Below are 14,672 nucleotides of genomic sequence, written 5' to 3'. Positions count from 1 at the left end.
GATAGAATGAACATTCCCATTCTCCAGGAACCAGCATGCAACGTATAAAGACTATTCTATTTTTGTGTGCTATTTGTTTTACGTTGTCAGTCTCTGCGCAATCTACTCAGAAACCAGCTGATCGCCCCCCCCTTCCTGAACTACCTGATTTAGCGCCAAGTGAGGAACCAGAACTGCCTGATCTGGGGATTGACCCTTCACTGGAACCGCAAGTAACCATTAAAAAAGGTAAAGAAGAAACTGTGGAGGAATACCGAATCAATGGTCAGCTATATATGATCAAAGTCATCCCTCGCATTGGCAAACCATTCTACCTTTTAAATAAACGCAGTCCCGTGGGTGAGCCACATCGAGGTGATCTTGAAGGTTATGGTGTAAACGTTCCGATGTGGGAAATTTACAGATTCTGAAACTAGACGAGATTAACATGAGAAAATAATAGCTACGCGAGGCATACATCTATTTATTGACGCTTTTTTCATTACTTATTCATGTCTGTTTTTACTCCGGTTACCAAGGAACAACTATCAATCTGGCTCCAGGATTATCCCATCGGCACACTGGTCGATCTTCAAGGCATCTCATCTGGCATTGAAAATACCAATTATCTGGTGACAACCACACTGGGTAAATACATTCTGACGCTGTTTGAGAAGCTGACTACAGCAGAACTCCCCTTCTACCTCAATCTGATGGCTCACTTATCGCATCGAGGGATTCCATGTCCCAATCCAATTGCTACGCGCGAACAAACCCTACTGGGTGAATTGAATGGCAAACCGGCCAGTATTGTGACGTTTCTACCTGGCAAATCGCTGAAACATCCCACGGCCGAACAATGCGCCGAGATTGGGGGAATGCTAGCCAGAATGCACTTGGCTGGCTTGTCTTATCCCATGAAAATGGCCAATCCACGAGGTTTAGAATGGTGGAATACGGCAACAAAAGAAGTGATGCCCTTTCTTACGAGAGAGGAACAAATATTACTTAATGAAGAGTTGCAATTTCAAGTATTACATCAGACAGAGGCTCTCCCGCAGGGAGTGATCCATGCTGATCTATTTCGCGATAATGTATTATTCACTGATACATCAATAGGTGGCATTATCGATTTTTATTTTGCTTGTAATGACGCATTCTTGTACGATCTTGCTATCACCATTAATGACTGGTGTATATCTGAAGATAGAGTATTAGACGAGATGCACGCCCAGGCACTTTTAGCAGCCTATCACCGTATACGGCCCCTTGTTAATGAGGAATATACTGCATGGCCACGAATGCTGCGTGCTGGCGCATTACGTTTCTGGATATCACGTTTGTATGATTACCATTTGCCTCGAGAAGGAGAACTTACTCATAAGAAAGATCCCATGCATTTCAGAGAAATTCTGAAACACCATCTGGCTAATCATTCCAAATTGATGCAAATCTGGATTAACTAATCAACTCATTCTATTTCTAAATCAAAAATGACGCGAAGACGAGCCGCAGACAGTCTAATAATACGGTAAGGTGAAATCGACAAAGCCAGTTTTGATCTAGAAATGGAATAACCAGAGAGGAAATGTGAATAATGGAATGCTTTTCGCAGAAATCATTTTTAGATTCATCCATTTTAATTCACATCTTCCCTACAAAAGAGAATATTTCTTGCAAGTTATTATATTTTCAGATCAACTAACAAAATTTATTGGAGAGAACAAATTGATAGAAGCTCGACAGGTTCCCGGGAAACAAGGGTTGCAATGGATACTGAGTGGTTTTTATATGTTTCGCTTATCCCCCTTTCCCTGGATATTGCTGTGTTTCACACTCATATTAATTGCTGCCACACTGGAGCTTCTGCCTGTGCTAGGGAAATTTATCTTCACGCTCCTTTCCCCAGTTTTTATGGCTGGAATCATGGTAGGCTGCAAAAGCCTGGAACAGGGTGACCCATTAGAACTAGGCCATTTAATGGTTGGTTTCAGAAAGAATACCGTACCGCTGATTACGTTAGGAGGATTTTATCTAATAGGGCAAGTTTTGATAATCGGTGTGTTCATGATGATAGGAGGAAGCGCGCTGGTCGATATGCTGCTCTATGGAAAAAGATTTGATGAGCAAGAGCTGATGGGTGTGATGGATAACATTTTATCTGCATCAATCGCTGGATTACTGCTGACAATCCCACTCATGATGGCAATTTGGTTTGCACCTTTATTGGTGATGTTCGAGAATATGCCACCCATTATTGCCATACGAAAAAGCTTTTTTGCCTGCTTGAAAAATATTATTCCCATTCAGATCTATTTCATTGTGCTCATCATACTGGGCGTGCTCGCTATTATACCTTATGGGCTAGGGCTCTTTATCTATATCCCTACTGTATTTGCCTCCATCTATGTGAGTTATCAGGATATTTTCCACCCTGAATCCATGCTTAGCGACAAAGAAGCGATAGAGAAGAAAGAAGAAGATACAGAAGTTAATCAGTAAATCCGCACATGAGCCTTGTTATCCCATTTCTACATCAAACCTGACTTTGTCGACTCTCTGCCGTATCATTTATACTGTCTGCGGCCCGCCTTCGCGTCATTTTTGATTTGGAAATGGCATTACAAAGGGGTTAGTTTGGCATATTCCAGCAGGAGCCATTTGGTTCCTGCGCGATTGAATTGAACCTGAACTCTGATGTCAGCGCCTTCGCCCTGATAATTGATAATTACCCCGGTTCCAAATTTTGCATGCGACACATTCTGTCCTATGCGCCAACGGGATAACTGTTCTGATGAATTTGCTGTCAATCTTTCCTGTATCGCTTCTTTTCCAGCAGACTGCCCCCATGAATTTCTGCCAAAGGTAAATCCTGCCTGCTCACTCACAGATCGAAAAGACTCGCTGTTAACTTTAGATAGTGGCTGCAGCCACTTCAGCAAATGATCGGGTATTTCAGTAATAAATCGCGAAGCAATATTGTAATGTGTCTGACCATGCAACATGCGGCTTTGCGAAAAGCTCAGATATAACCGTCGCCGTGCACGTGTCATTGCTACATACATCAAACGTCGCTCTTCTTCCAGCCCATTTACTTCATTTCGGCTATTCTCATGTGGAAACAGCCCTTCTTCCAATCCGCTTAGAAATACAGTATGGAATTCCAGTCCTTTGGCTGCATGGACAGTCATAAGCTGTAGGGCATCCTGATGATGATCTGCCTGATGTTCACCTCCTTCGAGTGAGGCATGGGAAAGAAATGCCACTAGACTGTCATCTTCAGCTTCATGCACAAAGCTGGTCGCCGCATTGATTAATTCATTCAGATTTTCCAGTCGCTCAGCGCCATCACGTTCCAAACCGTAATGGCTCAATAACCCACTGTGAGTCAGCATGTAACGGATAGTCTCAGGTAACGGCAAATTGGCACAAGCACGCTGCATCATCATGATCAGATGAACAAAGCTTGGCAGTCCTTTTTTGGCCTTACCTTCATCAGATATAGCGGTTGTTTCGCCGCCACTCTTGTTAAGGGCTGCTGACCACAAGCTCGTTTGATGCAATTTGGCCTCATCCTGCAATTGTTCCAAAGTGCGCGCACCAATGCCACGAGGCGGGAAATTAATCACCCGTAATAACGCATGATCATCATCAGGATGCGCAATCAATCGCAAATAGGCAAGAGCATGTTTGATCTCCTGACGTTCGAAAAAGCGCATGCCGCCATAAACTCGATAAGACAATGAAGCATTGAATAGGCTATGTTCTAATACGCGAGACTGAGCATTGGATCGATAGAGCAAAGCGATATCGGAAAGCGCAACACCCTCAGAATGCAGTGCTTTGATCTCATCAACGATAAAGGCAGCCTCATCAAAATCTGTCACAGCGTTATACACACGCACGGGCTCACCATGCCCTTCAGAAGTCCACAAGTTCTTGCCAAGGCGCCCGCGATTATGTTCTATCAAGGCATTAGCTGCTTCCAGAATATTGCCATGGGACCGGTAATTTTGCTCCAGCTTGATAATTTTCTGAATAGCAAAATCATGTTCCAAATCCTGCATATTCCCAGTATGAGCCCCGCGGAATGCATAGATACTTTGATCATCATCCCCTACCGCAAACACGACAGCAGATCTCGGTAAATCCACACCTGCCAGTAATTTGAGCCAGCGGTATTGCAACCGATTGGTATCCTGAAATTCATCTACCAGGATATGGCTGAAACGATCACGATAATGATGACGCAGAATCTCGTTACGCGTCAGTAGTTCATAGCATCGTAATAAGAGTTCGGCAAAATCAACCATACCTTCGCGCATACATAATGTTTCATACACACGGTAAAACTCGAGCATCCTGCGCGTGAAACTATCATGCGCCTCAACTTGAGAAGCACGCAACCCCTCTTCTTTGGCATGATTGATAAACCATTGGATTTGCCGAGGTGGGAATGCTTTCTCATCGACAGCCAGATCCTTCAGCATTCGCTTGATAATTGCCTGCTGATCGCCTATATCGAGAATTTGAAATGTCTTTGGCAATCCAGCATCTTGATAATGTGCGCGCAGCATGCGATGACACAAACCATGAAAAGTCCCAATCCACATCCCGCGCGTATTGATAGGCAGCATCGCAGCGATACGTGCCATCATTTCTCTGGACGCTTTATTAGTAAACGTAACCGCGAGAATACCATTTGGACTCACCTGACCTGAATGGATCAGGTGGGCAATGCGTGTGGTCAGCACCCGTGTTTTACCACTACCCGCGCCGGCCAGTATTAATGCCGACTGATACGGTAGTGTGACAGCTTCAAGTTGTTCTGGATTCAATCCAGAAAGTAACGAAATCATGACTCAGAAAGCAGCACTGGTGTTCCCTGCCTGAATGATAACTTATCATACAACTCATTACTTTCCCCAGGCAGGGATTGAAGAATTATTGTTTACTTTTTGCAGCCAAATCAAGGATTAATGGTGTCAGAATCAATTCAATTGCCAAGCCCATTTTGCCACCCGGCACCACTATGGTATTGGGGCGTGACATGAATGAATCATGAAGCATATTTAACAAGAAAGGAAAATCTATATTCTTGTAATCACGGAAACGGACCACCACCATACTTTCATCCAACGTCGGAATATCACGAGCAATAAAAGGATTGGAAGTATCGACTGTGGGAACCCGCTGGAAATTGATATGGGTGCGTGAAAACTGCGGGGTAATATAGTGCACATAATCGTGCATACGACGCAAAATTGTTTGCGTTACGGCTTCTGCAGAATAGCCACGCGCACTGGTATCACGGTGGATTTTCTGTATCCATTCAAGATTGACGATGGGTACGACGCCCACGAGTAAATCCACATACTTTGCCACATCCGCGGTATCGCTTTTGACTCCCCCATGCAAACCTTCGTAAAACAAAAAGTCGGTTCCTGCTGCGAGTGGTTTCCAAGGAGTGAAGGTACCGGGTTTCTGGTTGTAAGGAGCAGCCTCTTCTTCATTGTGAAGGTACAAACGGGTCATACCTGACCCTGTCTCACCATATTCTTTGAATAAGGTTTCTAATTTTTCAAATTCATTTGCTTCTGGGCCAAAATGGCTGATAGCACGCCCGTTGCTTTTCTCTGACTCTGCAACTGCGTTTTTCATGGATTCCCGGTCGTAGCGGTGGAAACTATCCCCTTCCACGATAGCGACATTTAATTTCTCTCGACGAAAGATATGCTCAAAACTATTCTTAACCGTGGATGTGCCAGCACCGGATGAACCAGTCACGGCAATAACGGGATGTTTTTGCGACATTTTACTACTATCTCCTTAAATATAAACAAAAATCCTCAATTTCCAGATAATCTCCAAGCTACAGAGTTTGTAAAAAAATTGTAGCGCGTGGCTGAGAGCAAAACAGACAGCATGCTGCACAAGAAAACGAGTTTAACAAGTTTTGACATGACCGCATTACATACCCGACACATACCAAAAAATAGGCGAAGTCAAAGTTTAAATACCGCCCAACGCAGCTCCCAAGACGTGTAACTAATCGTGTAACTAATTTTTTTACAAACTCACAGGCATTAACTTTATATGATACCTTCTTTCCACATTAATTTGCAGGTAGTCACTTCAAAATATAAATAGGAGAGAATTTATCCAGGTATTTCACCAGGCCCAGCTTGTACCCTTACCCTGTTTTCCTCAGTTGAAGAAGCCCGTTAAATCGCTCAAGACCCATATAAGTTAAGGTATTTTGAGAAATTCTTATCATCACCCATCAGGTGAGATTTTAATAAAATACCGTGAGTTCGACATAATTCCATTTCTAAATCAAAAATGACGCGAAGGCGAGCCGCAGACAGTATCAATAATACGGCAAGGTGAAGCTGACAAAGTCAGTTTTGATTTAAAAATGGAATTAAACCCATAGAAACTAATAAACGCGACTCTTATACTGCCACTCAAAACCCTTTACAAAAGTCGTCAATCTCACAAAAAATCGCTATAGTATCCATCGGAATCTGGCTCCTCTAGTGATGAAATTCCTTTCCAGAATTACATCATCATAAAGAATTCAGATCTAAAGTATACAGGTCTATTTTACAGCTTTTCTTATGTCGAACTCACGTTTCTTAATAAGGGGTATATAGCATGGCAAAATCGGTAGGTGAGCTGCTCATTCATGAGGGTTTGATGACTACAGAACAACTAGATCAGACGATTGCATTCCAGCGGCGTCACAATGTGCGTTTTGTTAATGCGATCGCATCATTGGGTTTTCTTACTGTGGAACAGTTAGATCAACTCTTATATCCTGCTCCACCCGTACCCCTAAAAATAATTGACACTGGTTTGAGCGAAGTTTATCTAGTCGATTTATTGCTTAAGGCGGCATATCTGGAAGCAGGAACATTTACCCCACCACGCATGGCAAGTATGCTTTCGCTACCCTTTAGTGTCATAGAGGAATTGATTGAGCAAATGAGAGCGGATCATTTAGTGGCTATTCGGACTTCTTCCACTTACACCAGCAGCACTCAGGTACTTGAATTAACTCAGCGTGGGCGAGAAAGAGCAGAGGCAGCATTTAAGATTAGCTTATATGTCGGGGCTGCGCCTGTTCCATTGGAAGATTATACGTTCATGCTGGAAAGGCAAAGTGTTCGTCAGATTGAACTGGATAATGAGTGGATTAATTCTTCTTTAAAGCATTTAGTTATTGGCGATAAGTTACTTAGTCAATTGGGCCCTGCATTTTCTTCAGGCCGTTCAATCTTTTTATATGGTCCGCCGGGAACTGGGAAAACCAGTATTGCAGAAGCGTTAGGACATGGAATACCAGGCGAAGTTTATCTTCCACAGGCTATAGAGGTGGGAGGACAAGTTATACGTTTCTTTGATCCAGCTATTCATATACCTGTCGATAATCAGAAAACATCAGAAAATTCATCGCTCGATCTTAAAATGAATCTAGCCTATGATCCGCGCTGGAAAAAATGCTACCGTCCAGTCGTGATGGTGGGGGGTGAGCTCACGCTTGACATGCTGGAATTACGTTATGACTATTCGAGCAAATTCTATGAAGCACCTATTCATATGAAGGCAGGGAATGGTGTCTTTATCCTGGATGACTTTGGCCGGCAACGAATAGAGCCACGCCAGCTACTTAACCGCTGGATTATCCCATTAGAGCGTGGTGTGGATTTTCCTTCGCTGCATACCGGTATGAAATTCGAAATACCTTTTGATCAGATTACTGTGTTTAGTACCAATTTAAATCCTTTAGATTTGGTTGACGATGCGTTTTTACGGCGAATTCGCCATAAGATCCATGTGCAATACCAGACCGAAGATGAATTCAAGGAGATTCTGCGGCGTATCTGCCATAAACAAAGCGTTCAGTATGACGGGGAAGTAACCGAATATCTATTAAATAATTATTATCGTAAACAAAATAGACCATTGGTGGGTAGCCATCCACGCGATCTAATGGAGCATATCATCGATCATGCCAAATTCCTGAAGCGGACTCCAGAATTTACCCCAGAGACTGTAGATTCCGCTGCAGCCAATTATTTTGTCGAGCTATGACATTATGTTGAGGATAAAGCAGATTGATAGTCTGCTTTACTTCACCATTTAATGAATCATAGGTAATTCCAATTCCAAATCAAAAATGACGGAAGACGAGCCGCAGACAATATAAATAATACGGCAAGATGAAGCCGACAAAGTCAGTTTTGATTTAGAAATGGAATGGGGAGCAGTTACCGTTTTTTAGTCTAAAGCCAAGGATGGCATTGAATCTCGGCGGTTTATCAAATAAATTTCAACTGGTAGGACTTTTACGGCATCTTTCCGTCCCCACTTCGCGCCAATAGTCGCGGAATACGTAAAGCTGCTCGCCAATCCCCTCACCATCACCCCGTGTCTTGTCGAAATATCTGGACTAATCAAGTCGGGCGTACTTCTTCCCCCAATACCAATATCAGCAAGATAGCTGTATGCCACCAACGTATGGAATCATCCTTTTACACAACGCGGGCTCTTGCCTGCAGCCTTGGCTTGCTGTTGCAGCTGTTGTGCTTGCGGTAAGCGTGCTTGCAGATCCTGAATACGCGTAGTATGGGAGGGATGCGTCGAGAGGAATTCGACAGGACGAGGGCCTTGACTTGCTTGCGCCATTTTTAACCATAATGCAATACTTTCGGCAGGATTGAAGCCCGCTTTGGCCATGAGGTCCAATCCGATCGTATCAGCTTCACTTTCATGCAATCGACTAAACGGCAAGATGATCCCATACTCCGCGCCGATCCCCAGTAAACTGACTGCAGTCTGACCCATAGCTGTCTGCGGCGCTGCTATCGCCTGAATCAAGGATATTCCAGCCTGGGCACCTAATTGTTGGGACAGGCGTTCATTGCTATGTCTGGCCAAAACATGACCGACTTCATGGCCGATAACCGTAGCTAATTGATCTTGATTATCAACCAGATTAATCAAACCAGTATATACGCCAATTTTTCCACCGGGTAGGGCAAATGCGTTGAGCGCCGGGTCCTCAAAAACAACCACTTCCCACTCTCCTCCAACTTCTCGTGTAATGGCACTGGCTATACAATGCACAAACTGATTGTCCTGTACATTGCGACTGATCGGTTTTTCATGTTTTAAATTCTCAAATGCCTGCAATCCCATGCTATTCACCTCTGCATCTGGCATAAAAGCCAGTTGCGTTCTACCAGTTGGAGTTGTGGCGCATGCAGTCAGAAGTAAAACGGATAACAAGAGTAAAAACATTTTTAAGCATAGTTGAATGAGCATTTGAAAATCTCCTCAATAAGTATTCAGTTTTGAGATTTCAGTTTTGAGATGAGAGCTTATGAAGGAATCATTACGAGCGGTCCAAGAGCAAGGCAAACAGCACGCAGAGACGAGAAAACAAGTTCAAGAAGTTTCGGCGTAACTACCTATCAAATTGATAGGCAAGAATCGAGTATCTGCCCAACATAGCTATTTAGAGCGCACAGTTGATTAATTCACACGCTCTGAGGCTATCATGAGCAGTTGAAGCATATCAAGCGCATTGTTCACGGTATAATCATGGTTTTGTCTCTAGTGCCAGGGAATTCGTTATATGCAAGAAAAATATCATCCTCAGGAAATCGAACAAGATTCACAGCAATACTGGGAAAAGACCGCCACATTCAATGTGACGGAAAACCCTGGCATGCCTAAATATTATTGTTTGTCGATGTTTCCCTACCCCTCGGGTAAGCTGCATATGGGCCATGTTCGTAATTACACCATAGGGGATGTATTGTCTCGCTATCGCCGGATGCAGGGATATAACGTTTTACAACCTATGGGCTGGGATGCATTTGGACTACCCGCTGAGAACGCTGCCATGCAACATGGCGTCCCTCCAGCCAAATGGACATACGATAATATTGCCTATATGCGCAAGCAATTAAAAAGTCTAGGCCTGGCTATCGACTGGAATCGTGAAATTACAACCTGTGATCCTCATTATTACCGATGGAATCAGTGGCTATTCCTGCGCATGCTGGAGAAAGGAATCGCTTACAAGAAAACTCAGGTGGTGAACTGGGATCCCATCGATCAAACCGTACTTGCCAATGAACAAGTCATCGATGGGCGCGGCTGGCGTACTGGCGCACTGGTAGAAAAACGCGAGATACCAGGTTACTACCTGGCGATCACTCAATATGCGGATGAACTGCTCAACGATCTGGACAAACTGCCCGGCTGGCCTGAGCGCGTGAAAACCATGCAAGCTAACTGGATTGGTAAAAGCTACGGTGTCGATATTATTTTTCCTGCCGATAAAAAATCTGGCACCCCCCAGGATCTGAAAGTATTTACCACGCGCGCAGACACTTTGATGGGAGCGACTTATGTCGCAGTGGCCGCTGAGCATCCCCTTGCGCTCCATGCGGCAAAGAATAACGCAAAGCTGACTGAATTCATTGAAGCATGCAAACACGGCGCCACGATGGAAGCTGACCTTGCCACCCAGGAAAAAAAGGGGATGGATACCGGGTTGTGCGTACTTCATCCACTCACGGGAGAGCCTCTGCCGGTATGGATTGCCAATTACGTACTCATGAGCTACGGGGAAGGCGCTGTCATGGCCGTGCCAGCACATGATGAGCGCGATTTCGAATTTGCCACCCAATATGCTTTACCCATCAAGGTAGTGATCGAACCTAAAGATGGTGAAATCGATCCAGCGCTTAGTCAGGCTTATGTCGAATATGGTGTTACCATTAACTCGGGGGAATTTTCTGGACTCGAATCTCAAGCTGCAGTCGATGCGATTGCAACTGCCCTGGAACAAAAAGGATTAGGCGAAAAACGCGTGCGTTATCGCCTGCGTGATTGGGGCATTTCCCGCCAGCGCTACTGGGGTTGTCCAATTCCATTGATTCATTGTGATCATTGCGGCGTCGTTCCGGTGCCGGATGATCAGCTTCCTGTGGTATTGCCAGAAGATATGGTACCCGATGGATCGGGTAATCCACTGGCAAAATCGCCCTCATTTTATGAATGCGCCTGTCCCCGATGTGGCCAGGCTGCCCGCCGTGAAACCGATACCATGGACACATTCGTCGATTCCTCCTGGTATTACATTCGTTATGCCTGCCCGGATCAGGGCTCCACCATGGCTGACTTGCGGGTAAACTACTGGTTACCGATAGATCAGTATATCGGCGGAATTGAGCATGCCATTTTGCATCTGCTCTATTCGCGATTCTGGAGTAAAGTCATGCGTGATCTGGGATTGGTCACCTTTGATGAGCCTTTCACAAACCTGCTGACGCAGGGTATGGTATTAAACGAGATTTTCTTCCGGAAAACAGCTGCAGGTCGTATCAGCTATTTCAATCCGTCGGAAGTTGATATTCATTTTGACGAGCAAGGCAAACGATTTAGCGCTGTGCTGCGTGCGGATAATCAACCCGTTGAATCGGGTGGCATTGGCACCATGTCAAAATCGAAGAATAATGGGGTTGATCCACAGGAATTAGTCCAATCCTATGGTGCGGATACAGCGCGATTGTTCATGATGTTTGCCAGCCCTCCCACCCAAACACTGGAATGGTCCGATACCGGTGTAGAAGGCGCCTTCCGTTTCCTGAGACGCCTGTGGCGATTGGCCTATAGCCACTTACAGCGAAGCGGTGTAGCTGATGGACAACCCTTTGCAGAAACACTGCCACCCGAACTCAAATCGTTGCGCTGCCAGCTTCACCAGACCATAGCCAAAGTAACGGACGACCTCGATCGTCGTCATACCTTCAATACTGCCATTGCTGCTGTAATGGAATTGATGAATGAGCTAGCTAAACTACAAGATAACGATTTAACTGCACGACAACTCATGCAAGAAGCACTGGAAAGCATTGTCCTGCTGCTGTCACCGATCGTCCCGCACATCTGTCATGCACTTTGGCGGGAACTTAGGCCAGGCACCGAATTGCTCGATCAATCGTGGCCCAAAGTTGATCCTCTGGCGCTGGTGCAGGATGATATCGAGCTAGTCGTGCAGGTCAATGGTAAATTACGTGCGCAAATACGTGTTCCCAAAGATGCAGATCGTACCACTATCGAACATATTGCATTGGATCATGCGCATATTCAGAAAATCATTACAGGACAGTCAGTGAAAAAAATAATTGTCGTTCCAGGGAGATTAGTCAATATTGTCGTTTAACAAACTATTGAAAAACATATTCAAAACACTCGCTGGTAGGTAAAAACAGGCAAAAAATCGGAGTTCATACCTGATAAATGACTATTTTGCACCTGCCTTTAACAGCACAGCGTTAATATTGAAAGGTTTTCAACAACCGGTTAGAGGGCATCGCTTAGAGGGCGAGGTAACGCATTGAATTATTGCTGACCAAATAGGCTCCAACGATGGCTTTATACCAGAAATAAACAGTATCCCTATGATGAAACTCATCCGTATCTTGCTTGTTATTAGTCTTATCCTAGCCATCACCGCCTGCGGCTTCCGTTTGCGTGGGCAAATCTCTACTCTCCCGTTTGACACTATTTATGTCGCTGCCCCACCCGGCCACACTATCGGGCTGGATATGGAGCGAGCCATTCGTGTCAGTACTACGACTAAAGTGGTTGGAAAACCAGAAAAGGCTCAGGCGGTACTTCAAATTCTCAGTGCGGTCAACGAGAAGAAAATATTATCTCTTTCGACCGGTGGGCGTGTCAGGGAATTCCAGTTGATCTATCGCGTTTCTGCGCGACTGCTTGATGCTAAAGGTGAAGCCCTTACACCCGTGGATGAAATCGTTCTGACACGCGTACTTCCTTTCCTAGATGCCCAGGTATTGGCCAAAGCAGCAGAAGAGGAAATGCTATACAAAGATATGCAGGGAGATGCCGTGCAACAGCTCATTCGACGAATGGCCGCAGTCAAACTCTAAGGATTATTTTTAGAAAATACCGATTTTTACGCCGCTCTCATCGGTTTAATTTATGCGCATTAACTCAGATCAATTGTTTCGTCAACTCCGTAAACAGCTCATGCCGCTTTATACCATCACTGGCGACGAGTTGTTGCTCGCGGTGGAAGCAGCGGATGCGATTCGCCATCAGGCTCGCCAACACGGCTACACAGAACGCGATATCTTTACGGCAGATCACCGCTTCGACTGGTCAAATATACAGCGCTGGCATTGTCAATCGTCATTGTTTGGAGAACGGCGAATACTTGATCTACGTATTCCTACGGGCAAACCTGGCAAAGAAGGCGGTAACGCTATCGAAGCACTCTGTCAGACCCCATCTGCTGATACCATTACGCTCATCATGCTACCTAAAATCGATAAGCAAACACAGGCAAGCAAATGGTTCAGGGCGCTGGATCATTCGAGTGTGATGGTCACGGTTGACCCGATAGAACACGCCCGGCTAGCCAACTGGATACAACAACGTCTCGATACCCAAGGGCAGCAAATTGCACCCGATAGCTTACAATTTCTCGCAAATAAGGTGGAGGGCAATCTTCTGGCGGCTCAGCAGGAAATCAAGAAACTTGCTTTACTTTATCCATCTGGGATGCTTTCTTTCGAGCAAATCAAGAATGCTGTGCTCAATGTCGCACGCTATGATGTATTTAGTCTGCCCGAGGCCATGCTGACAGCAGATACTGTGCGCTATACGCGTATCTTGGAAGGGCTGCAAGGCGAAGGCACCCCCCCTCCCCTGATTCTGAGTACACTTACTGAACCTATACGCACGCTGCTGCTTATCCATCAGGCCCTGGATGCAGGCAAGCCACTTGCCCAGGCGTTAAAAGATAGCCGCGTCTGGAATCAGCAGCAAAAAATCATGACGGCAGCTGTAAAACGCTTGCCGCCTCGATTACTGTTACAAGCACTGTTGCATGCAGCGAGCATCGATAGAATCATCAAGGGTGTTGCCCGGGGTGATATTTGGGATGAATTACTACAGTTTGGCTTGCGCCTCACAACGCGCCAGTCTTTTATGCATTAATTCTATTTCTAAATCAAATCTGACGCGAAGGCGAGCCGTAGACAGTATAAATAATACGGCAAGGTAAAGTCGACAAAGTCAGGCCGACAAAGTCGGTTTTGATTTAGATATGGAATAACAACGCGATTAATCGCTAAATTTCCCTAGGGTCTGTTGACATTTCACATAGGTAGCCACAGATATCCACACGCTATGGCTACCATACTCTCGTAATTTCGCTTCAGTTTGCCGTATCGCGTTGCTATTGCCCGATACTGTTTTAGCCTGGCAAAAGCATTCTCCACCCAATGCCGATATTTATATAAATCCCAATCCATATCTGCATTACCCTTCAACGAGTTGCGCTTTCTCGGTATCACAGCCTGAACCCCCTTCTTCGTTATCTGTTCCCGTAACCATTCGCTGTCATAGCCCTTGTTCGCAACTATTGTTTTTGCGTCAGGCAACCTGGCAATCAAATCAGGTACGGCAGAACAGTCATTGACTTCTCCACCGGTGATTCCAAACTCAACTGGCAAGCCATAACCATCGACCGCTAAATGGATCTTGGTGGTATTGCCTGCACGGCTTTTCCCGATAGCCTGCGATTCTTGACTCGCTGCTCCCGCACTATGTTGATGCGCTTTAACATAACTGCCATCCAT

At 45.1% G+C, this 14,672-nt stretch carries 11 protein-coding genes; 7 read left to right on the top strand and 4 right to left on the bottom strand.

The window, feature by feature from the left end:
• The first annotated feature begins 35 nt into the window (after window positions 1-35).
• The 3 genes from BM122_RS14430 (at window position 36) to BM122_RS14420 (ending at window position 2,481) form a co-directional block, all read left to right on the top strand.
• On the top strand, window positions 36-410 hold the full coding sequence (locus BM122_RS14430; protein WP_074906260.1) for a DUF2782 domain-containing protein: 375 nt from the start codon (window positions 36-38) through the stop codon (window positions 408-410).
• A gap of 81 nt (window positions 411-491) precedes the next feature.
• Window positions 492-1,445, top strand: a complete 954-nt coding sequence (locus BM122_RS14425) for a homoserine kinase (protein WP_074906258.1) — start codon at window positions 492-494, stop codon at window positions 1,443-1,445.
• Between the two features lie 262 nt (window positions 1,446-1,707).
• Entirely contained in the window at window positions 1,708-2,481 is a 774-nt protein-coding gene (locus BM122_RS14420; protein ID WP_256212078.1) for a BPSS1780 family membrane protein, read from the top strand.
• 119 nt (window positions 2,482-2,600) lie between these two features.
• Here the strand turns inward: BM122_RS14420 and BM122_RS14415 are convergent, their stop codons facing one another.
• Both BM122_RS14415 and BM122_RS14410 read right to left on the bottom strand, forming a co-directional pair.
• A complete protein-coding gene (locus BM122_RS14415) occupies window positions 2,601-4,838 on the bottom strand; it encodes a UvrD-helicase domain-containing protein (protein WP_074906256.1) in 2,238 nt (745 codons plus the stop codon).
• An 85-nt stretch (window positions 4,839-4,923) separates the two neighbouring features.
• Window positions 4,924-5,793 carry a phosphoribulokinase gene (locus BM122_RS14410; RefSeq protein WP_074906255.1) on the bottom strand — a complete coding sequence of 290 codons (870 nt, stop codon included), beginning with the start codon at window positions 5,791-5,793 and terminating at the stop codon, window positions 4,924-4,926.
• Window positions 5,794-6,636: 843 nt separating this feature from the next.
• Between BM122_RS14410 and BM122_RS14405 the strand changes: the two genes are divergently transcribed.
• Complete coding sequence (locus BM122_RS14405; protein WP_074906254.1) at window positions 6,637-8,076, top strand: ATP-binding protein; 1,440 nt, start codon at window positions 6,637-6,639, stop codon at window positions 8,074-8,076.
• A 432-nt stretch (window positions 8,077-8,508) separates the two neighbouring features.
• Here the strand turns inward: BM122_RS14405 and BM122_RS14400 are convergent, their stop codons facing one another.
• A complete protein-coding gene (locus BM122_RS14400; protein ID WP_074906253.1) occupies window positions 8,509-9,309 on the bottom strand; it encodes a M48 family metallopeptidase in 801 nt (266 codons plus the stop codon).
• Window positions 9,310-9,622: 313 nt separating this feature from the next.
• On the opposite strand from BM122_RS14400, the gene leuS reads away from it, so the two are divergent.
• The 3 genes from leuS (at window position 9,623) to holA (ending at window position 14,028) form a co-directional block, all read left to right on the top strand.
• The gene (gene leuS, locus BM122_RS14395) at window positions 9,623-12,223 is read left to right on the top strand and encodes a leucine--tRNA ligase (RefSeq protein ID WP_074906251.1); all 2,601 of its coding nucleotides are present in this window, start codon (window positions 9,623-9,625) and stop codon (window positions 12,221-12,223) included.
• Window positions 12,224-12,461: 238 nt separating this feature from the next.
• Window positions 12,462-12,956, top strand: a complete 495-nt coding sequence (locus tag BM122_RS14390) for an LPS-assembly lipoprotein LptE (protein ID WP_371264930.1) — start codon at window positions 12,462-12,464, stop codon at window positions 12,954-12,956.
• A 52-nt stretch (window positions 12,957-13,008) separates the two neighbouring features.
• On the top strand, window positions 13,009-14,028 hold the full coding sequence (holA, locus tag BM122_RS14385) for a DNA polymerase III subunit delta (RefSeq protein WP_074906249.1): 1,020 nt from the start codon (window positions 13,009-13,011) through the stop codon (window positions 14,026-14,028).
• 161 nt (window positions 14,029-14,189) lie between these two features.
• Here the strand turns inward: holA and BM122_RS14380 are convergent.
• A partial coding sequence (locus BM122_RS14380) for an IS5 family transposase (RefSeq protein WP_143083457.1) occupies window positions 14,190-14,672 on the bottom strand: 483 nt, incomplete at its 5' end.

The organism is Nitrosomonas communis, assembly GCF_900114745.1.
Taxonomy (GTDB): Bacteria; Pseudomonadota; Gammaproteobacteria; order Burkholderiales; family Nitrosomonadaceae; genus Nitrosomonas; species Nitrosomonas communis_A.
The sequence above is the reverse complement of the archived record's forward strand: the minus strand, read 5'-3'. Positions and strand labels throughout refer to the sequence as shown.

Coding starts and splice junctions, on each gene's coding strand:
- BM122_RS14430 (WP_074906260.1), top strand. CDS start 36: ATGCAACGTATAAAGACTATTCTATTTTTGTGTGCTATTTGTTTTACG.
- BM122_RS14425 (WP_074906258.1), top strand. CDS start 492: ATGTCTGTTTTTACTCCGGTTACCAAGGAACAACTATCAATCTGGCTC.
- BM122_RS14415 (WP_074906256.1), bottom strand. CDS start 4,838: ATGATTTCGTTACTTTCTGGATTGAATCCAGAACAACTTGAAGCTGTC.
- BM122_RS14410 (WP_074906255.1), bottom strand. CDS start 5,793: ATGTCGCAAAAACATCCCGTTATTGCCGTGACTGGTTCATCCGGTGCT.
- BM122_RS14405 (WP_074906254.1), top strand. CDS start 6,637: ATGGCAAAATCGGTAGGTGAGCTGCTCATTCATGAGGGTTTGATGACT.
- BM122_RS14400 (WP_074906253.1), bottom strand. CDS start 9,309: ATGCTCATTCAACTATGCTTAAAAATGTTTTTACTCTTGTTATCCGTT.
- leuS (WP_074906251.1), top strand. CDS start 9,623: ATGCAAGAAAAATATCATCCTCAGGAAATCGAACAAGATTCACAGCAA.
- BM122_RS14390 (WP_371264930.1), top strand. CDS start 12,462: ATGATGAAACTCATCCGTATCTTGCTTGTTATTAGTCTTATCCTAGCC.
- holA (WP_074906249.1), top strand. CDS start 13,009: ATGCGCATTAACTCAGATCAATTGTTTCGTCAACTCCGTAAACAGCTC.